Below are 19,214 nucleotides of genomic sequence, written 5' to 3' on the forward strand. Positions count from 1 at the left end.
AAATATCGCTTATATAACGATCGGTCTTGCTTGATTCATCGTCAAAAACTATTTCGTAACATTGGTGTAAATTAAAAAACGATCAATATCATAAAGTTAGGTTGGTATTGACCGATAAGGTTATCTGTCTGAAGAAAACTGTCTCCAGGGAGAAAATATGTTCTTGCATAACGTAAAGATTCGCTCGAAATTATTTATCGCGTTTGGTTTGTTTATTGTACTGATGATGGTGAGTTCGGGTCTTTCGCTGTTGAGTCTGGATCGTAGTAACAGTGGGATGCAGAACATCATTACCAATGACTATCCGATTACGGTAAAAGCCAATCTGCTCATTGATAATTTTCAGGAGTTTGTCAGTACTCAACAATTGATGTTATTGGATGAGGAAGGCAAATGGACCCAGGCGTCCCAGAAAAAGCTCGATACCATCAGCCAGCAAATTTCTGCTCTGCTGGATGCGCTGAGTGCTGCGCCTCTCAATGATGCATCCAAAAAAATTGTTGCGGATATCCGCGATGTGCGTGAGCAGTATCTGGCTTCCCGATTCCGTATTCTGCAGGCGCTGCAGAATCACGATCGCTCCGGTGCGATGCACGAGATGATGACCCGCACGGTGAATGTGCAGCAGGCGTATAAAGCAAAAGTGCAGGAATTGATCGCCATTGAAGATGCCCAGATGCAGAAGGCGGGCGCTCAGGTGGAATATGATTTCCACACCAATCGTGCGCTGTTGATTACTCTGGCGCTGATTAGCATTGCCGCCGGTTGTGTGATGGGTTGGTATATTGTGCGCTCAATTACCCGACCCCTTAATGAAGCCGTGCAGTTTGCCGAGGCGATTGCGCAGGGCGACCTTACTCGCAATATCAGTATGGAACAGAAGGATGAGACCGGTGTGCTGCTGCAAGCGCTGATGGCAATGAAAACCCGACTGTTAGAGATTGTCGAGGAAGTGCAAAACGGCTCCGAGAATATCTCTGCGGCGGCGGCGCAGATTGTCGCGGGTAATCAGGATTTGGCTGCGCGTACCGAAGAACAGGCAAGCTCGGTAGAACAGACGGCGGCGTCGATGGAACAAATTACCGCGACGGTAAAAACGACGGCAGACCATACCCATGAAGCGACGAAGCTGTCTACGGGAGCGGCGGCGGTGGTGAAAAACAACGGTGAGATGATGAATCAGGTGACGCAGAAAATACGCGTGATTAATGAAACCTCTAACCGTATGTCAGAGATTATCAACCTGATAGATTCGATTGCTTTTCAAACCAATATCCTGGCGCTGAATGCGGCTGTCGAAGCGGCACGCGCCGGTGAGCATGGGCGTGGTTTCGCGGTAGTTGCCGGAGAAGTGCGTCAACTGGCGCAAAAAAGCGCATCGTCTGCCAGTGAGATCCGCAATCTGATTGAAGATTCCACCAGTCAGACCCGGGAAGGACTGGTGCTGGTTGAAAAAGCCAACGTGTTGATCAATGGAATGGTCACTAACGTTGAAGAAATGGATGTGATATTACGGGAAATCGGTCAGGCCAGCCGCGAGCAGACGGACGGTATTTCGCAGATTAACAGTGCGATTGGCCTGATCGACACCACCACGCAACAGAACTCCTGTCTGGTAGAGGAGTCCGTTGCGGCAGCGGCGTCATTAAACGAACAGGCATTACACTTAAAAGAGATGATTAAAGTGTTCCGCGTGCGTAAAGAGGACGCGCAGCCTGCTTAATCAAGCTGGGTGATGTCCAGCGATGCGCGATCGATAATACCGATGATCTTCTTGATTTGCGCTTCGCTGGTGTCACCGTGATTGACCCGCAGATCCAGCACGGCTTTAAAATTCTCCAGTGCTCGTTTCATCTGTGGATTCTTGCGTAATTCAAAGCCGACACAGCGTGCTTTAATACGTTCGTGGATATGTTCCAGATGTTCCTGGTTCTCTTCCAGCCATTGCAGGCCTTGCTCCGTGATTGTGATTTGCTTACGTCCGCCTTCCTCGTCACGGATGGCGATAAGCGACTGATCCTGCAAGAAATCCAGTGTCGGGTAAATCACGCCCGGGCTTGGGGTGTAATTACCCTGAGTCAATGTTTCAATGGCTTTGATTAGTTCATAACCGTGACTGGCATCGCGGGTCAAAATATCCAGAATCACCAGCCGTAATTCGCCGTGGCCGAAGAAACGCTGACGTCGACCGCCACCACCGCCGCGACCGTGGCGGTGTCCGCAGCCATGCTCATGGTGGTGTTCTTTGTTACAGCCTTCGTGATGACGCTCTTCACCTTTACAGCAACCTTCGTGGTGTTCACTGTGATGACCTTCGTGGCGATGTCCTTCACCCTTACAGCAGCCTTCGTGCTGGTGTTCTGCATGTTTGCAGCACCCTTCATGATGATCTTGCATCATTCATCTCCCGATGTTATTTCGATATATCTAATTTATATCTAAACTTTTCCCATTTGCAAGCCTACGCAGAAGTATTAACTTAATTTATTGATTTATATATACTTATTATTCATTGTGACGCTTGTGACGCGCTATCCGTACTCTATCAAAAAAGTTCTTGCAATCTTCTCAATTAGCAATCATTATCATTTAAAATCTATTTAGATATATCTAATCTCTGTCACGAAGGCGAAAAAATGACAAATAACACTTCACGCTATCCACAGCGCGTTCGCAATGAGCTGCGCTTCCGTGAACTGACCGTCCTGCGGGTTGAACGTATCAGCGCAGGTTTCCAGCGCATTGTACTGGGCGGTGACGCTCTGGATGGTTTTAGCTCACAGGGTTTTGACGACCACACCAAGGTCTTTTTCCCTGAGCCGGGCAGTCACTTTGTGCCACCCGTGGTGACGGATGAGGGGATTGTCTGGCCAGAGGGTGTACGCCCGGTATCCCGTGATTACACGCCGTTGTATGACCCGGCACGCCATGAACTGGCGCTGGATTTTTATATCCACGATGGCGGCGTGGCGAGTACGTGGGCGATGAATGCGCGTGAAGGTGACAAATTGACGATTGGCGGACCGCGTGGCTCGCTGGTGGTACCAGAAGACTATGCGTACCAGGTTTACGTGTGTGATGAATCTGGAATGCCTGCGCTACGTCGTCGGCTGGAGGCGATCGGCCGTTTAGCGGTACGTCCAAACGTGACGGCGCTGGTCAGCGTACACGATGCAGCGTATCAGGATTATTTCGCTCATCTCGACGGTTTTACGATTCAGTGGTTTGTCGGCCATGACGAACAGGCAGTGAATGATCAGCTTTCACAGCTGATCGTACCTGCACAGGATTATTTCATTTGGATAACTGGCGAAGGAAAAGTGGTGAAAAAACTGAGCGCCCGCTTTGCTACTGAGGCTTTCGATCAGCAGTTGGTGCGTGCTGCGGCTTACTGGCATCAACGTCGGAACGTTAATTAATAATGTGACGGTGAAACGCCAAACGCCTGGCGGAATGCATAGCTAAACGCTGCGGTGCTTGAATATCCCACATCGAGCGCCACGGCGGTTACGCTTTTATTTTTCTTCAGCATGAGTACAGACTCCAGAATTCGCATTTTTTGCTTCCAGACGCTGAAGGGTAATCCGGTTTCTTTTTTGAAATGACGCGAAAAGGTACGGGCAGACATACCCAAATGTTGTGCCCAATACTCTACAGAATGTTCCAGCGCCGGAGACGCTTGTATTGTTCGGCACACATGGGTTAATTCACGATCCTGTGGCCAGGGTAATACAAAGGCGACCTCTGGTAATTGCAGAATAATGTCCACCAGCACACTGACCAGTTTGCCTTCTTTTGACTGGCTATCATAATGGCCTGAAATTGAATTTGTGGCGTAATGAATAAACTCTCTGGCGAAATCACTGATCGCCACGACTTTACACTCATGGATACTTTCTTCGAGAAAACCCGGTTTAATATCCAGATTCTCTAAATGCACATCATCCAGCGCCCAAACTGCATGCTCAGTATTATTGGGGATCCAGATGCCGTAATGCGCGGGGATTATCCAGCACTTGCCGGCGACATCAATGCGCATACTGCCTTTGCGGGCAAAATGAAACTGCATAAAAGCGTGCGAGTGCTGCGGAACATGGTGGTTGGCTTCAAGGACATAAGAGCGAAAGTAAACGTCCTGCGGCAGCTCTGCCATGGAATCGTCCGGGAAGGAATTCCAATGTTTTTGCGCGAGAGTTTCCATAAATAAATCGTCAATGCTCCCGGTGGTGTGGCCGCTGTTCGATAGATCTTGTCCGCAAATCATAATACATACATTCTTTTTTCCATAATAATCTTGCGTAATAATTAATAGCCCACTTTTGGTAAATACCATGAACACGCTTTGTTCAGATGCTGTCATCGTCAATGAAACAAATGATAACTGGACCCGAATGGGAAAAGAGCTGCTCCAGCAAGCAGATATTCAGATCAATGGTTCCCGCCCCTGGGACATTCAGCTTCATCATGCCGGTTTCTTTAAACGGGTGCTGCAACAAGGCTCCTTAGGGCTTGGCGAAAGCTATATGGAAGGCTGGTGGGATTGCGAACGGCTCGATGTTCTGTTCTGCAAAATCCTGAAAGCAAGACTCGACCAGCAAATGCCGGGAAATCTGAAGGATATATTGCGTATTGCCAGCGCCCGCCTGTTTAATTTGCAGTCTCGCAGTCGTGCGTGGATTGTCGGTAAAGAACACTACGATATTGGCAACGATCTCTTTGCGCTCATGCTGGATCCCCACATGCAATATTCCTGTGGCTACTGGAAAGAGGCAACCACCTTAGAAGACGCGCAAAATGCCAAATTAAAAATGATCTGCGAGAAGTTGCAACTTAAACCGGGTATGCGTTTACTCGATATTGGTTGTGGCTGGGGCGGGCTGGCCGAATATGCGGCGCGTCATTACGGCGTGGCGGTAGAAGGGGTCACTATCTCCAAAGAGCAGCAGAAAATGGCGCAGCAGCGCTGTGAAGGGCTGGACGTTAATATTCTGCTGCAGGATTATCGCGACCTCGATAAACACTACGATCGTATTGTCTCCGTGGGGATGTTTGAACACGTAGGGCCGAAAAACTACGACACCTATTTCAGCATCGCCGACCGTTGTTTAAAACCGGATGGGCTGTTCCTGTTACATACCATTGGTAGCAATAAAAAAGGGATGAGCGTCGATCCATGGATCAATAAATACATTTTCCCGAACGGCTGCTTACCGGCGATCTCCCATATTGCCGAGGCCAGCGAATCACGGTTTGTGATGGAAGACTGGCATAACTTTGGCAGCGATTACGATAAAACGCTGATGGCATGGCACGAGCGCTTTAATCAGGCATGGCCGGAGCTGTCATCACGTTATTCCGCCACCTTCAGAAGGATGTTCAATTATTACCTGTGCGCTTGTGCTGGTGCGTTCCGCGCCAGAGATATTGAGCTGTGGCAAGTACTGTTTAGCCGGGGCGTAGAAGGCGGTATTCGCGTTTATCGTTAATATTCAGCTGGATGGCGGCGCAAGCGCCTTATCCGGCCTACAAAGCTTTGCACTCGTAGGCTTGATAAGCGCAGCGCATCAGGCGCATCTTCGCCGGATGGCGGCGCAAGCGCCTTATCCGGCCTACAAAGCTTTGCACTCGTAGGCCTGATAAGCGCAGCGCATCAGGCACTTATGGCTTATCCCAGTTCACTCTCTGCCAGCGCTTTAAATACCATTGCGACGGCGTGCGCGCCGGGGTCCATATTGCCCAGCAGGCTTTCGCCGCTGAGATATGATGCGCGACCCGCGTTGGCTTTGCTCGACAGACAGGTACGTTCTGCGCCTGCTTGTGCGGCGTCAAAAGCGGCTTGCAGGTTTTGCGGTTGTGCCAGCAGAGATGTCAGTGCGGGTTGCAGCGCATCAATCATCGTACGGTCACCTTCGTCTGCACCACCGTAGAACTTCATCTGCGCCAGCCCTGTGTTCAGGGCTTCGGCAACATCAGTCCCTTGCTCCAGCTTTTGACCGGCGGCGGTAAAGAAGATGGACATCAGTACGCCGCTGGACCCGCCCATCACCACGGTCAGGCGTTCGCCGATCAGGGCGAACAGCGTGGCGAGGTTATCCAGTGGAAGCTGCTGACGATGCAGCAGGTCAGCGATTTCACGCGCACCAGCGGCAAAAGTTGAACCCGTATCACCATCGCCTACTTTGGCATCCAGCGCGTTGAGGTGTGTTTCCAGATCGGAAAGTGTTCCGGTGACCTGCTCAATAATCCCGGCGACCAGCGTGTTGGCTGAGGGCTGGAATTCGACACGCGCGCTGCGCTGCGATGACGGCACACAGTTGATTTCGCGTGGTGGGACAGGCGTCGGCCAGCTGCTGGTTTCTACTTCGGTTAACAGTGCTTTTTCGATGCTCTCTTCCAGTACGATGGCGGTCAGCGAGAAACCTTTCATATCCAGGGCGGTGACCAGCGAGCCCGGGCCAATCAGCCAGTCGATACGCGGATGCAGTGGGCTGTTTGCCAGTTCACGAGTGATAATCGCCATTTCAGCAACGGACACGCCGCCCAGATTATTAATCATCACCGCCAGACGGCCGGTTTCAGGCAGTGTCGCCAGCAGTTTATCGACCATCAGAGCCACCACCTGCGCACTGTTTTGCGTGTTGATAACCGAAGCACCCGGTTCGCCGTGAATGCCCATGCCCAGTTCGGCATGGCCCGCATGGTGGCGCGGGGCGGCGTCAGTTTCCTGCGGCAGATGGCAACTGGAAATGGCGACGCCCAGGCTGAAGGTGTTACTTGCTGCATACTGCGCTTCACGCAGGACGGTAGCGAGGTTGTAGCCGCGTTCAGCGAAATAGCCTGCCACTTTATGTACCAGGATAGTGCCCGCAATCCCGCGAGGATGCTTGTTATCCGGCAGGGAGATATCGTCGCCGACAATAAGCATTTCGACGTTATAGCCAAGGCGGCGTGCTTTTTCGGCGGCGAGGCCGAAGTTAAGACGATCGCCGGTGTAATTTTTAACGATCAACAAACAGCCAGCCTCGCCAGTTACCGCCTGGATTGCGGTAAGCACTGCATCTACGCTCGGGGACGCAAACACGTCGCCACAAACTGCCGCGGTCAACATCCCTTTGCCGATAAAGCCAACGTGGGCGGGTTCGTGTCCTGAGCCACCACCAGAGATCACCGCCACGTTATCTTTGTTGAGATCGCGACGTACCACGATGCGAATAGCCGGATCGCTTTCCAGACGCGCCAGATTGTTCCACGGACTGGTGATAATCGTACCGTCGATGACGTCGTTAACGAGTTGGGTACGCTGATTAAAAAAGAATTGAGACATAACGGCTCCTCGAGGTTGAGTGTAAGACAAACCCCCGAATGCATTGTCATGGTGCGGAGGCGATGGGGAGATTCTGGCGGAGTCAGCGTGGAAAAAAACAGCGGCAAAATGAGTTTCATTACGGAACGTAATTGTTATTTTTTGTTCCGTAATGGAACGTATTTTTGAGGAGAACGATCACAATGCGAGCCCGCTCGACTTTTTTATCGCCTTTTCAGTGCTGGCCACAGCGCACAGTAAACGTTTTGTTACTGCTTTTAACGGTGTCAGAGAGGGGAAAAGGGAATTTGATTTTCGCGTTCTGCAAGGATTTGTCGATAAATGAACGGATCGGGATCGCAAACCTTAATATTTTCAGGGTTAACCGTTTCAATATGGAACGCATGTCATTTTTATCTGTTTCATATCAGAACAAAAAGATGAATGATTTTTTTGTTCCCGCCTCGCCATACAGTTATTGCATCGCTCCGGTACCTCCCGTTTTCGCCGTTCGCAACAGGCTAAACAGGTTAACGCCAGGGCTCACCATGTAAAAACATGTACTTATTTGAGGATGAAAGGAATGCTAAAAGTTATTCAATCTCCAGCCAAATATCTCCAGGGTCCTGACGCTTCTACCTTATTTGGTCAATACGCTAAAAATCTGGCAGACAGCTTTTTCGTGATTGCAGATGACTTCGTCATGAAACTGGCGGGAGACAAAGTACTCAATGGCCTGCACAGCCACGGTATTAGTTGTCACGCGGAACGCTTCAATGGTGAATGTAGCCATGTCGAAATTAATCGCCTGATTGCCATTCTGAAGCAGCACGGTTGCCGTGGTGTGGTTGGGATTGGCGGTGGGAAAACGCTGGATACAGCCAAAGCGATTGGCTACTACCAGAAACTGCCGGTGGTGGTGATTCCAACTATCGCCTCAACTGATGCGCCAACCAGTGCGCTGTCTGTTATCTATACCGAAGCCGGTGAGTTCGAAGAGTATCTGATCTACCCGAAAAATCCGGATATGGTTGTCATGGATACGGCAATTATCGCCAAAGCGCCGGTACGTCTGCTGGTGGCCGGGATGGGCGATGCGCTCTCGACCTGGTTTGAAGCAAAAGCGTGTTTTGATGCCAGAGCGACCAGCATGGCGGGGGGGCAGTCCACGGCGGCGGCCCTGAGCCTGGCGCGCTTGTGCTATGATACGCTGCTGGCAGAAGGTGAAAAGGCTCGTCTGGCGGCGCAGGCTGGCGTGGTGACCGACGCGCTGGAACGTATCGTCGAAGCGAACACCTATCTCAGCGGCATTGGCTTTGAAAGCAGTGGTCTTGCGGGCGCACACGCCATCCACAATGGCTTCACCATTCTGGAAGAGTGTCACCATTTGTACCACGGTGAAAAAGTGGCGTTTGGTACGCTGGCGCAACTGGTGCTGCAGAACAGCCCGATGGAAGAGATCGAAACGGTGCTGAACTTCTGCCAGAAAGTGGATCTGCCGGTAACGCTGGCGCAAATGGGTGTGAAAGACGGCATCGACGCTAAGATTATGGCCGTTGCGAAAGCCACCTGCGCGGAAGGTGAAACCATTCACAATATGCCGTTCCCGGTGACGCCTGAAAGCGTCCATGCCGCTATTCTGACGGCAGACCTGCTGGGACAGCAGTGGCTGGCGCGTTAATCAGACGTCGGTAAGCCTTTTATTCGGCATCTTCTCCCCCTCTGGCAGTCTCTGCCGGAGGGGTTGTCTATGGTAAAACAGCGGAAATGGATATGACGGCGCACATTCATGGCATCGGGAAGGAAGTCTCTTCGGTCATTGCTCAGTCATGGCATCGTTGCAGCAAGTTTATGCAGCGGGAAACCTGGCAGGCACCGCATCAGGCGCAGGGACTGACTTTTGCGTCGATTTGTCGCCGTAAGACTGCGTTGCTGACGATTGGGCAGGCCGCGCTGGAAGATGCCTGGGAGTTTATGGATGGACGTCCGTGCGCGCTGCTGATTCTGGATGAATCGGCTTGTATTCTCAGCCGATGCGGCGATCCGCAGACGGTGGAACAGCTGGCGGAGCTTGGGTTTCGTGACGGCAGCTACTGTGCGGAAAGCATTATCGGTAGTTGTGCGCTATCGCTGGCAACGATGCCAGGGCAGCCGACAAAAACCTCTGGCGATCAGCATTTTAAGCAGGCGCTGCATCCGTGGTCGTTCTGCTCTACCCCGGTCTTCGATAACCATGGGCGGCTGTTTGGCTCTATTTCCCTGTGCTGCCTGGTGGAGCATGAGTCCGTTTCTGATCTCTCCCTGACGCTGGCGATTGCCAGAGAAGTCGGCAACTCTTTACTGACCGACAGTCTGTTGGCCGAATCTAACCGCCATCTGAATCAGATGTATGGGCTGTTGGAGAGCATGGATGATGGCGTGATGGCGTGGAACGAACAGGGCGTGTTGCAGTTCCTCAATGCGCGCGCGGCGCTGCTTTTGCATCTCGACGCGCAGGCCAGCCAGGGAAAAAACATTAACGACTTGCTCAATCTGCCCATGCTGCTGCGCCGGGCGATCAAACATGCCCGTGGCCTGAATCACGTCGAAGTGACTTTCGAAAGCCAGCACCAGTTTGTTGATGCCGTCATTACCCTGAAGCCGATTGTTGAAGAGCAGGGCAACAGCTTTATTCTGCTGCTGCACCCGGTCGAACAAATGCGTCAGTTGATGACCAGCCAGCTCGGGAAAGTCAGCCACACCTTTGAACAGATGTCGACGGATGATCCGGAAACCCGTCGGCTGATCCATTTTGGTCGCCAGGCGGCGAGAGGGAGTTTCCCCATTCTGTTGTGTGGTGAAGAGGGGGTGGGTAAAGAGCTATTGAGCCAGGCTATTCACAATGAAAGTGAACGTGCCAGCGGGCCGTATATCGCCGTGAACTGCCAGCTGTATGCTAACAGCGTGCTGGGGCAGGATTTTATGGGCAGTGCGCCAACCGATGATGAAAACGGTCGGCTGAGCCGTCTTGAACTGGCGAACGGCGGTACGCTGTTTCTGGAAAAAATTGAGTACCTGGCACCAGAGTTGCAATCCGCGTTGTTGCAGGTTATCAAGCAGGGCGTATTGACACGCCTTGATGCCCGCCGCCTGATCCCGGTAGATGTTAAGGTGATCGCCACCACCACGGTTGATCTCGCCAACCTGGTAGAACAAAACCGCTTTAGCCGTCAGCTGTATTATGCGCTGCACTCTTTTGAGATAGTGATCCCACCACTGCGGGTGCGGCGTAACAGTATTCCCTCGCTGATTTATACGCGGCTGAATAGCCTGAAAAAACGCTTTTCAACCAGCCTGAAAATTGATGACGACGCGCTGGCGCAACTGGTGGCCTACTCGTGGCCGGGCAATGATTTTGAGCTCAACAGCATTATCGAAAATATCGCCATTAGTAGCGACAATGGCCATATTCGCCTGAGTAATTTGCCGGATTATCTGTTTGCCGAACGTCCGGGTCTGGAGACGGCGTCTTCACTGCTGCCAGCCAGTCTGACGTTTACCGCCATCGAAAAAGAGGCGATTATCCATGCCGCCCGCGTCACCAGCGGACGTGTGCAGGAAATGTCGCAACTGTTGAATATTGGCCGCACAACTTTGTGGCGCAAGATGAAGCAGTACGACATCGATGCCAGCCAGTTTAAGCGCAAACATCTGGAGTAGTTTCTTCGATTCTGGCCATCGAAAACAGCGCATCTGACAGACGATTGATGTAACGCTTAAGCTCATCACGCAGCGCCAACGTTCTGTCCATGGCGATGAGGAGTCGCTCCAGCCGACGCGCCAGCGTGCGCGCAACATGCAACTGTGCCGATGCGAGATTTTTCCCCGGAATAACAAACTCTTTTAGCGGGCCGCTTTGCGTCATATTGCGATCAATAAGCAGCTCCAACGCCTGAATATCCTCGGGGCTAATCGTCTGCGTTAAGCGAGCAAGACCCTTCTCATCGCTGGCAAGTTCCGCGCCGAGAACAAACAGCATCTTCTGGATGGTATGTAAATCCTGGCGAAGCTCTGTCAGGTGCGTGCTGGCGTAGCATACGCCAAGCTGGGAAATCAGTTCGTCCACGGTGCCATAGGCATTCACGCGGATATCGTCTTTGTCGATACGGCTGCTGCCAAACAGCGCGGTCTTGCCCTTATCACCAGTGCGGGTATAGATACGGTACATTTATGTTATCTCGCTGAAAGGAAGCACTTTGACCAGTTGACCGGCATTGGCGCCAAGCGTGCGGATCTGCGCCATTCCGGCGGTAATATGACCACCGACCAGCGCCCGATCCTCGGGCAACTGGGCGTGGGTTAAAGCAATATCACCCGTGGCGTTAAGACCAAGACCGACACGCAGCGTTGAGCTTTTGGCCGCAAGTTTGCTCAAGGCCAGCGCACAGTCATTCCCGTCGCAACAGACCGTCCGGCATGGGACGCCTTGTTCTTCCAGTCCCCAGCACAGCTCATCAAGCGCGCGGGTATCCTGCCAGCGTGGGTGATAGAACAGATGTACGCTCGGTGATGAAAGTGACATCGCGCCCCCTTTGGATTAGAAAGCCTGACGGAAGATCTCAGCGATCTCTTTCTCGTTCCCTTTACGCGGGTTCGAGAACGCGTTGCCGTCTTTCAGCGCCATTTCCGCCATGTAAGGGAAATCGGCTTCTTTGACGCCCAGCTCCTGCAAATGCTGTGGGATGCCAATATCGGCGGAAAGACGGGCGATGGCGTGAATGGCCAGTTCGGCAGCATCCATGGTGGAGAGTCCGTCCGTGTTTTCGCCCATAAACTCTGCGATGTCGGCAAATTTTTCCGGGTTGGCGATCAGGTTATAGCGCGCCACGTGCGGCAGCAGTACGGCATTTGCCACGCCGTGCGGCATGTCGTACAGACCGCCAAGCTGATGCGCCATGGCGTGAACGTAGCCGAGATTGGCGTTGTTGAAAGCCATACCGGCCAGCAGCGAAGCGTAGGCCATGTTTTCACGGGCTTTCAGGTTGCTGCCCAGCGCGACAGCCTGACGTAAATTACGGGCGATCAGACGGATCGCCTGGATAGCGGCGGCATCGGTGACCGGGTTGGCGTCTTTGGAAATGTAAGCTTCCACGGCATGAGTCAGAGCGTCCATCCCGGTTGCGGCGGTAAGTGGGGCAGGTTTACCGAGCATCAGCAGCGGGTCATTAATGGAAACCGACGGCAGGTTACGCCAGCTGACGATCACGAATTTCACTTTGGTTTTGGTATTGGTCAGCACGCAGTGGCGGGTGACCTCGCTGGCCGTACCGGCAGTGGTATTCACCGCGACAATCGGCGGCAGTGGGTTGGTCAGGGTTTCAATCCCGGCATAGTTGTAGAGATCGCCTTCGTGAGTCGCCGCGATACCAATGCCTTTACCGCAGTCATGCGGGCTACCGCCGCCGACGGTAACGATGATATCGCACTGCTCTTTACGAAAGACCTCCAGACCGTCGCGCACGTTGGTGTCTTTAGGGTTCGGCTCTACGCCGTCAAATACGACCACCTCAATCCCGGCTTCACGCAGATGTGCCAGCGTTTTATCTACCGCACCGTCTTTTATCGCCCGCAGACCTTTATCGGTGACCAGCAGCGCTTTTTTACCGCCTAACAGTTTGCAGCGTTCGCCGACAACGGAAATAGCATTGGGGCCAAAGAAGTTCACATTTGGCACCAGGTAATCAAACATACGATAGCTCATAATATACCTTCTTAGATTTAAATTATAATTCAGAGAAACAATTCAGTGCGGTTTCTGCTAATAATCTATCTTGTTCCACGGTGCCGCCACTAACGCCAACGGCACCAATTAATTTACCGTTTAATATGACGGGTAAACCGCCGCCGAAAATAACAATGCGCTGTTGGTTGGTAAGCTGTAAACCATATAGAGAAGCACCTGGTTGTACTGCATCGGTAATTTCATGGGTACCCTGGCGCAGGCAGCAGGCGGTATACGCTTTATTAAGAGAGATATCACAGCTGGTGACAAACGCCTCGTCCATGCGTTGCATTAGCAGCGTATTCCCACCGCGATCCACCACGGAAAAGACCACCGGAACGCTGATCTCAAGCGCTTTAGCCTCAACGGCCTGCGCCATTTTTTTTGCAGCCGCCAGCGTAATGGTGGCAATTTGTTGGCTCTTATTCACAGTTTCTCCTGACAAGGTTGTAGGGCTGAGGTCACGAAACATATCGCGCAACAGCTATTTTTATCATTGGCTTTACCTTATTTTCTCGCCGTGCGTTATTAAGTCAATAGGGCGAAAATTTCAAAGATATTAAATTCACCTTCCCGGTTTTGCGTTTATTGATAATGATCATTTAACCTCGTCACAATTCACGATGGATATTCCTGAATTGCGTTTCAATATGAAACGATGCGTTTTTATTAGGTACCAAATTGGAACGTAATTAATTTTATTTTTTTATCGGCCTGCTCATTTAAAGTTCGGCTATTGCTGATAAAGGCGATTGCTGGGGGGTAGAGCACCAGCGATACAGCCTGGCGTCCCTATTCTTTATCTTTTGAGTCCATAAACTATGAGAAGATCAAAACGATTCGAAGTCCTTGCGAAGCGCCCTGTAAATCAGGATGGGCTTATTGGCGAATGGCCGGAAGAAGGTCTGATCGCCATGGAAAGTCCCTACGATCCGGCCTCTTCTGTGAAGGTGGAAAAGGGTCGTATTGTTGAACTGGACGGCAAGCGCCGCGCCGAGTTCGACATGATTGACCGCTTTATTGCCGACTACGCGATAAACGTGGCTGAAACCGAGCGCGCCATGCAGCTCGACGCACTGGAGATCGCCAGAATGCTGGTGGATATCCACGTCAGTCGCGAAGAGATCATTGCCGTTACCACTGCTATTACCCCGGCGAAAGCGGTGGAGGTGATGGCGAAAATGAACGTGGTAGAGATGATGATGGCGCTGCAAAAAATGCGCGCCCGACGCACCCCTTCTAACCAGTGCCACGTGACCAACCTGAAAGATAATCCGGTGCAGATTGCCGCTGATGCCGCTGAAGCGGGGATTCGTGGTTTTTCCGAGCAGGAAACGACGGTCGGGATTGCCCGCTATGCGCCGTTTAACGCCCTTGCGCTGTTGGTCGGTTCTCAGTGTGGTCGCCCTGGCGTACTGACACAATGTTCTGTTGAAGAGGCTACTGAGCTGGAGCTGGGAATGCGTGGGTTAACCAGCTACGCCGAAACGGTGTCGGTCTACGGAACGGAATCGGTCTTCACTGACGGCGACGATACGCCGTGGTCAAAAGCGTTTCTCGCCTCGGCCTATGCGTCCCGCGGCCTGAAGATGCGCTATACCTCCGGTACCGGTTCGGAAGCCTTGATGGGCTATTCCGAGAGTAAATCGATGTTGTACCTGGAATCCCGCTGCATTTTCATTACTAAGGGTGCGGGCGTGCAGGGGCTGCAAAACGGCGCGGTCAGCTGTATCGGCATGACCGGCGCAGTGCCGTCGGGTATTCGCGCCGTGCTGGCAGAAAACCTGATTGCGTCGATGCTCGACCTTGAAGTGGCCTCGGCCAATGACCAGACCTTCTCACACTCTGATATTCGCCGTACCGCCCGCACCCTGATGCAGATGCTGCCCGGCACCGACTTTATCTTCTCTGGTTATAGCGCCGTCCCCAACTACGACAACATGTTTGCTGGTTCTAACTTCGATGCTGAAGACTTCGATGATTACAACATACTGCAACGTGATCTGATGGTTGACGGCGGCCTGCGCCCGGTAACCGAAGAAGAAACCATCGCCATCCGTAACAAGGCGGCGCGGGCTATTCAGGCGGTATTCCGCGAACTGAGTCTGCCGACAATCAGTGATGAGGAAGTGGAGGCTGCCACCTACGCTCACGGCAGCAAAGACATGCCTGCGCGAAATGTGGTGGAAGATCTGGCGGCAGTGGAAGAGATGATGAAGCGCAACATTACCGGGCTGGATATCGTCGGGGCGCTAAGCGGTAGCGGATTTGAAGATATCGCCAGCAATATTCTCAATATGTTGAGACAGCGCGTGACCGGTGATTACCTGCAAACATCGGCCATTCTGGATCGTCAGTTCGACGTGGTCAGCGCCGTGAACGATATCAATGATTATCAGGGACCCGGCACCGGCTATCGCATCAGTGCCGAACGCTGGGCAGAAATTAAAAATATTGCGGGCGTGGTTCAGCCCAGCTCGATTGAATAAGGCGGTACACCGTGGAATGCACAACTGAACGTAAGCCCGTTTTTACCTTGCAGGTCAGTGAAGGCGAGGCGGCAAAAGCAGACGATCGCGCTGACGAAGTGGTGATTGGTGTCGGGCCGGCCTTTGGCAAGCACCAGCATAAGACCCTGATTGATATGCCGCACAACGCGATTCTGAAAGAGCTGGTGGCAGGGATTGAAGAAGAGGGACTGCATGTGCGGGTGGTGAGAATTCTGCGCACCTCGGATGTCTCTTTTATGGCGTGGGATGCGGCGAACCTCAGTGGCTCCGGCATCGGGATTGGTATTCAGTCAAAGGGAACCACAGTTATTCATCAGCGTGATTTGTTGCCCCTGAGTAACCTTGAACTCTTCTCTCAGGCCCCGCTGCTGACGTTGGAAACCTATCGCCAGATTGGAAAGAACGCTGCGCGCTATGCACGCAAAGAGTCGCCCTCGCCGGTTCCGGTGGTCAATGACCAGATGGTGCGCCCTAAATTTATGGCCAAAGCCGCGCTGTTTCACATTAAAGAAACCAAGCATGTGGTGCAGGATGCTGCGCCTGTCACGCTGCATATTGCATTAGTAAGGGAATGACAATGAACGACAACATCATGACCGCGCAGGATTATCCTTTAGCTACCCGCTGCCCGGAGAAAATTCTGACCCCCACCGGGAAACCGCTAACCGATATCACCCTTGAGAATGTGCTGGCGGGACATGTGGGGCCGCAGGATGTGCGTATTTCTCAGCAAACGCTGGAGTATCAGGCGCAGATTGCCGAACAGATGCAACGTCACGCCGTGGCGCGCAACTTCCGCCGCGCGGCCGAACTGATTGCCATCCCGGATACCCGCATTCTGGAAATCTACAACGCACTACGTCCGTTCCGCTCTTCATTCGCGGAGTTACAGGCGATCGCTGATGAGCTGGAACATACCTGGCACGCGACGGTGAACGCCGGATTTGTGCGTGAGTCGGCAGAGGTGTATCAGCAGAGAAACAAGCTGCGTAAAGGCAGCCAGTGACGGAGGGAATATGCCGTTAATCGCAGGGATTGATATCGGCAACGCCACCACGGAAGTGGCGTTGGCGCAGCATGGCCGGTTTATCGCCAGCGGGATTGTCGCGACCACGGGCATGAAAGGAACGCGGGACAATATTGCCGGGGTGGTCGCTTCCCTGCAGCAGGCGCTGGAAAAAACGCCATGGTCGCTTAACGATGTGGCGAAAATCTGTATCAATGAGGCCGCGCCGGTGATTGGTGATGTGGCGATGGAAACGATCACGGAAACCATTATTACCGAATCAACGATGATTGGGCATAACCCGCAAACGCCCGGCGGCGTTGGCGTGGGCATGGGAACCACCATCGCGGTGGAGAAGTTGGCGGCGTTGAGCGAAGATCGGTTTGCCCAAGGCTGGATCCCGTTGGTCGGCGAGGAGATGGATTTCCTCGAAGCCGTTTGGCTTATCAATGAGGCACTGGATCGCGGAATCAACGTGGTGGCGGCAATCCTGAAAAAAGATGATGGCGTGCTGGTGAACAATCGTCTGCGGCGAACTATGCCGGTGGTTGATGAAGTCACGCTGCTGGAAAAAGTGCCGGAGGGGGTGTTGGCGGCGGTCGAAGTCGCAGCCGCGGGCCAGGTTGTTCGTGCGCTGTCTAACCCCTACGGCATCGCCACGTTCTTTGCCCTGACGCCGGAGGAAACGCAAGCCATCGTCCCTATTGCCAGGGCGCTGATTGGTAACCGCTCCGCCGTGGTGCTGAAAACGCCGCAGGGTGATGTGCGCTCAAGGGTGATCCCGGCGGGTAAGATCTTTATCCGCGGAGAAAGGCGCGGCGACGAGGCTGACGTGGCGCAAGGGGCGCAGGCTATCATGCAGGCGATGAGCGCCTGTGCACCAGTGTGTGACATTCGCGGTGAAGCGGGAACGCACGCAGGCGGTATGTTGGAACGCGTGCGTAAGGTGATGGCATCGCTGTCCGGGCATGATATGAACGCGGTGCATATTCAGGATCTGCTGGCGGTTGATACGTTTATTCCGCGCAAGGTGCAGGGCGGCATCGCCGGAGAGTGTTCGATGGAAAATGCTGTCGGCATTGCGGCGATGGTGAAATCCGATCGTTTACAAATGCAGGCTATTGCCAGCGAGTTGAGCGCGCGATTAAACACCGCTGTTGAAGTGGGTGGTGTAGAGGCCAATATGGCCGTGACTGGCGCGTTAACGACGCCTGGATGTGCTGCGCCGCTGGCGATCCTCGATTTAGGCGCAGGTTCCACTGATGCAGCCATCATCAATAGCGAAGGTGCAGTCAAGGCGGTACATCTGGCCGGCGCGGGGAATATGGTCAGCCTGTTGATTCAGACGGAGCTGGGTCTGAGCGATCCGTTTCTGGCCGAGGAAATAAAAAAATACCCACTGGCGAAAGTAGAGAGCCTGTTCAGTATTCGCCATGAGAACGGTGTGGTGGAGTTTTTCCGCGAACCACTCAGCCCGTCGGTGTTTGCCAAAGTGGTGTATCTGAAAGACGGCGAGCTGATCCCCGTGGATAACCAGACTTCGCTGGAAAAAATTCGTCTGGTGCGACGTCAGGCTAAGGAGAAGGTCTTTGTGACGAACTGTCTGCGTGCATTGCGCCAGGTGTCACCCGGCGGCTCCATTCGCGATATCACTTTTGTGGTGCTGGTGGGGGGCTCATCGCTGGATTTCGAAATCCCACAGATGATTACCGACGCGCTGGCACATTACGGGGTTGTCGCCGGACAGGGCAACATTCGTGGTACCGAAGGGCCGCGTAATGCGGTGGCGACCGGGCTGGTTTTGGCCGGAATGGCGAATTAATCGTGCAGAAAACAGCCGCCGCAAGCGTTTAGCTGCGGGGTAAATCAAATAAAGGCAACGTTCTCTTTGATATCCCGGCTGAGTTGGGTACATAGTATAAATGTGACTCTCACGTGGTTAATTTTAAGGATAAGAGCATGCCAACAGCAATTGAGAAAGCATTGGATTTTATTGGTGGTATGAACACCTCAGTGTCAGTACCCCATTCAATGGATGAAAGTACCGCTAAGGGAATCCTAAAGTATTTGCATGACTTAGGTGTGCCAGCGAGTCCGGAAGTTGTAATGGCACGGGGTGAGCAGGAGGGATGGAATCCTGAGTTCACGAAAAAAGTAGCCGGATGGGCAGAAAAAGTCGCCTCCGGTAACCGCATCCTTATCAAGAACCCAGAGTATTTTTCAACCTATATGCAGGAGCAGCTCAAAGAACTCGTGTGAGCTGACTATCGAATAAAACGCTAACGGACGTTTCCATCCCTGATGGCAGCGTCCTAATGGCATGCCAGCAATATGGGCTGGCGTATCGCATGATATACCTTATTCCCCGCATGGCGTGTTCCCAGAGACCATTACACATCCTGAACTACTCAATTGTTGGTTTGCCAACAATTGAATATATTTCCCATAACAAAAAGGACCTGCGATTTCTCGCAAGCCCTTGATATTTGGTGGCCCCTGCTGGACTTGAACCAGCGACCAAGCGATTATGAGTCGCCTGCTCTAACCACTGAGCTAAGGGGCCGTGGCGGTGGATTATAAAGTAACTCCGCGTTGCAATCCAGACATAAGCGTACGGATGCTGTTTTTATAAAC

General features: G+C 52.7%; 17 protein-coding genes and 1 tRNA gene. 10 read left to right on the forward strand and 8 right to left on the reverse strand.

Going from position 1 to position 19,214, the window contains the following annotated elements:
* The first annotated feature begins 157 nt into the window (after positions 1–157).
* Complete coding sequence (locus tag OGX91_RS05680) at positions 158–1,723, forward strand: methyl-accepting chemotaxis protein (protein WP_040230550.1); 1,566 nt, start codon at positions 158–160, stop codon at positions 1,721–1,723.
* Here OGX91_RS05680 and OGX91_RS05685 read toward each other — a convergent pair.
* Entirely contained in the window at positions 1,720–2,397 is a 678-nt protein-coding gene (locus OGX91_RS05685; protein ID WP_005131432.1) for a PadR family transcriptional regulator, read from the reverse strand. The genes OGX91_RS05680 and OGX91_RS05685 overlap by 4 nt on opposite strands.
* A 239-nt stretch (positions 2,398–2,636) precedes the next feature.
* Here OGX91_RS05685 and OGX91_RS05690 point away from each other — a divergent pair, with 239 nt between their 5' ends.
* Complete coding sequence (locus tag OGX91_RS05690) at positions 2,637–3,419, forward strand: siderophore-interacting protein (protein WP_286625674.1); 783 nt, start codon at positions 2,637–2,639, stop codon at positions 3,417–3,419.
* Here OGX91_RS05690 and OGX91_RS05695 read toward each other — a convergent pair.
* A complete protein-coding gene (locus tag OGX91_RS05695) occupies positions 3,416–4,264 on the reverse strand; it encodes a helix-turn-helix domain-containing protein (protein WP_040230561.1) in 849 nt (282 codons plus the stop codon). The two genes, OGX91_RS05690 and OGX91_RS05695, sit on opposite strands and share 4 nt — an antisense overlap.
* A gap of 67 nt (positions 4,265–4,331) precedes the next feature.
* On the opposite strand from OGX91_RS05695, the gene cfa reads away from it, so the two are divergent.
* A complete protein-coding gene (gene cfa, locus OGX91_RS05700) occupies positions 4,332–5,486 on the forward strand; it encodes a cyclopropane fatty acyl phospholipid synthase (protein ID WP_286625676.1) in 1,155 nt (384 codons plus the stop codon).
* Positions 5,487–5,665: 179 nt separating this feature from the next.
* Here the strand turns inward: cfa and OGX91_RS05705 are convergent, their stop codons facing one another.
* On the reverse strand, positions 5,666–7,324 hold the full coding sequence (locus tag OGX91_RS05705; protein WP_188231876.1) for a glycerone kinase: 1,659 nt from the start codon (positions 7,322–7,324) through the stop codon (positions 5,666–5,668).
* A 562-nt stretch (positions 7,325–7,886) separates the two neighbouring features.
* Here OGX91_RS05705 and OGX91_RS05710 point away from each other — a divergent pair.
* Together OGX91_RS05710 and dhaR are read left to right on the forward strand one after the other, a co-directional pair.
* Positions 7,887–8,984 carry a glycerol dehydrogenase gene (locus OGX91_RS05710; RefSeq protein ID WP_005131422.1) on the forward strand — a complete coding sequence of 366 codons (1,098 nt, stop codon included), beginning with the start codon at positions 7,887–7,889 and terminating at the stop codon, positions 8,982–8,984.
* Positions 8,985–9,076: 92 nt separating this feature from the next.
* Positions 9,077–11,002, forward strand: coding sequence for a dihydroxyacetone kinase operon transcriptional regulator DhaR (dhaR, locus tag OGX91_RS05715; protein ID WP_286625679.1), 1,926 nt, complete (start codon positions 9,077–9,079; stop codon positions 11,000–11,002).
* On the opposite strand, the gene OGX91_RS05720 is transcribed toward dhaR, so the two are convergent.
* The 4 genes from OGX91_RS05720 to OGX91_RS05735 are packed head-to-tail and all read right to left on the reverse strand — an operon-like array spanning position 10,980 to position 13,494.
* Positions 10,980–11,510 carry a cob(I)yrinic acid a,c-diamide adenosyltransferase gene (locus tag OGX91_RS05720; RefSeq protein WP_286625680.1) on the reverse strand — a complete coding sequence of 177 codons (531 nt, stop codon included), beginning with the start codon at positions 11,508–11,510 and terminating at the stop codon, positions 10,980–10,982. The two genes, dhaR and OGX91_RS05720, sit on opposite strands and share 23 nt — an antisense overlap.
* Positions 11,511–11,864 (reverse strand): glycerol dehydratase reactivase beta/small subunit family protein, encoded by a 354-nt coding sequence (locus OGX91_RS05725; RefSeq protein ID WP_005131414.1) that lies wholly within the window; start codon positions 11,862–11,864, stop codon positions 11,511–11,513.
* Positions 11,865–11,879: 15 nt separating this feature from the next.
* The gene (gene dhaT / locus OGX91_RS05730; RefSeq protein WP_005131413.1) at positions 11,880–13,043 is read right to left on the reverse strand and encodes a 1,3-propanediol dehydrogenase; all 1,164 of its coding nucleotides are present in this window, start codon (positions 13,041–13,043) and stop codon (positions 11,880–11,882) included.
* A 22-nt stretch (positions 13,044–13,065) separates the two neighbouring features.
* A complete protein-coding gene (locus tag OGX91_RS05735) occupies positions 13,066–13,494 on the reverse strand; it encodes a GlcG/HbpS family heme-binding protein (protein WP_005131412.1) in 429 nt (142 codons plus the stop codon).
* A 391-nt stretch (positions 13,495–13,885) separates the two neighbouring features.
* Between OGX91_RS05735 and OGX91_RS05740 the strand changes: the two genes are divergently transcribed.
* The 5 genes from OGX91_RS05740 (at position 13,886) to OGX91_RS05760 (ending at position 18,839) form a co-directional block, all read left to right on the forward strand.
* The gene (locus OGX91_RS05740; protein ID WP_199947162.1) at positions 13,886–15,553 is read left to right on the forward strand and encodes a propanediol/glycerol family dehydratase large subunit; all 1,668 of its coding nucleotides are present in this window, start codon (positions 13,886–13,888) and stop codon (positions 15,551–15,553) included.
* 11 nt (positions 15,554–15,564) lie between these two features.
* The gene (locus tag OGX91_RS05745; protein WP_005131410.1) at positions 15,565–16,149 is read left to right on the forward strand and encodes a propanediol/glycerol family dehydratase medium subunit; all 585 of its coding nucleotides are present in this window, start codon (positions 15,565–15,567) and stop codon (positions 16,147–16,149) included.
* 2 nt (positions 16,150–16,151) lie between these two features.
* Complete coding sequence (locus OGX91_RS05750) at positions 16,152–16,580, forward strand: glycerol dehydratase small subunit DhaB3 (protein WP_005131409.1); 429 nt, start codon at positions 16,152–16,154, stop codon at positions 16,578–16,580.
* Between the two features lie 10 nt (positions 16,581–16,590).
* Positions 16,591–18,402 carry a diol dehydratase reactivase subunit alpha gene (locus tag OGX91_RS05755; RefSeq protein WP_005131408.1) on the forward strand — a complete coding sequence of 604 codons (1,812 nt, stop codon included), beginning with the start codon at positions 16,591–16,593 and terminating at the stop codon, positions 18,400–18,402.
* Positions 18,403–18,515: 113 nt separating this feature from the next.
* The gene (locus tag OGX91_RS05760) at positions 18,516–18,839 is read left to right on the forward strand and encodes a DUF1889 family protein (protein WP_071887391.1); all 324 of its coding nucleotides are present in this window, start codon (positions 18,516–18,518) and stop codon (positions 18,837–18,839) included.
* Between the two features lie 228 nt (positions 18,840–19,067).
* On the opposite strand, the gene OGX91_RS05765 is transcribed toward OGX91_RS05760, so the two are convergent.
* A tRNA-Ile gene (locus OGX91_RS05765) sits at positions 19,068–19,143 on the reverse strand.
* Between the last annotated feature and the right edge of the window lie 71 nt (positions 19,144–19,214).

Source organism: Citrobacter sp. Cpa228 (assembly GCF_030333085.1).
Classification (GTDB): domain Bacteria; phylum Pseudomonadota; class Gammaproteobacteria; order Enterobacterales; family Enterobacteriaceae; genus Citrobacter; species Citrobacter pasteurii.

Bases quoted from the DNA above. Each gene is read 5' to 3' on its own strand.
- OGX91_RS05685 (WP_005131432.1), bottom strand. From the start codon at position 2,397: ATGCAAGATCATCATGAAGGGTGCTGCAAACATGCAGAACACCAGCAC.
- dhaR (WP_286625679.1), top strand. From the start codon at position 9,077: ATGACGGCGCACATTCATGGCATCGGGAAGGAAGTCTCTTCGGTCATT.
- OGX91_RS05695 (WP_040230561.1), bottom strand. From the start codon at position 4,264: ATGATTTGCGGACAAGATCTATCGAACAGCGGCCACACCACCGGGAGC.
- OGX91_RS05755 (WP_005131408.1), top strand. From the start codon at position 16,591: ATGCCGTTAATCGCAGGGATTGATATCGGCAACGCCACCACGGAAGTG.
- dhaT (WP_005131413.1), bottom strand. From the start codon at position 13,043: ATGAGCTATCGTATGTTTGATTACCTGGTGCCAAATGTGAACTTCTTT.
- OGX91_RS05705 (WP_188231876.1), bottom strand. From the start codon at position 7,324: ATGTCTCAATTCTTTTTTAATCAGCGTACCCAACTCGTTAACGACGTC.
- OGX91_RS05725 (WP_005131414.1), bottom strand. From the start codon at position 11,864: ATGTCACTTTCATCACCGAGCGTACATCTGTTCTATCACCCACGCTGG.
- OGX91_RS05710 (WP_005131422.1), top strand. From the start codon at position 7,887: ATGCTAAAAGTTATTCAATCTCCAGCCAAATATCTCCAGGGTCCTGAC.
- OGX91_RS05740 (WP_199947162.1), top strand. From the start codon at position 13,886: ATGAGAAGATCAAAACGATTCGAAGTCCTTGCGAAGCGCCCTGTAAAT.
- cfa (WP_286625676.1), top strand. From the start codon at position 4,332: ATGAACACGCTTTGTTCAGATGCTGTCATCGTCAATGAAACAAATGAT.
- OGX91_RS05750 (WP_005131409.1), top strand. From the start codon at position 16,152: ATGAACGACAACATCATGACCGCGCAGGATTATCCTTTAGCTACCCGC.
- OGX91_RS05690 (WP_286625674.1), top strand. From the start codon at position 2,637: ATGACAAATAACACTTCACGCTATCCACAGCGCGTTCGCAATGAGCTG.
- OGX91_RS05680 (WP_040230550.1), top strand. From the start codon at position 158: ATGTTCTTGCATAACGTAAAGATTCGCTCGAAATTATTTATCGCGTTT.
- OGX91_RS05720 (WP_286625680.1), bottom strand. From the start codon at position 11,510: ATGTACCGTATCTATACCCGCACTGGTGATAAGGGCAAGACCGCGCTG.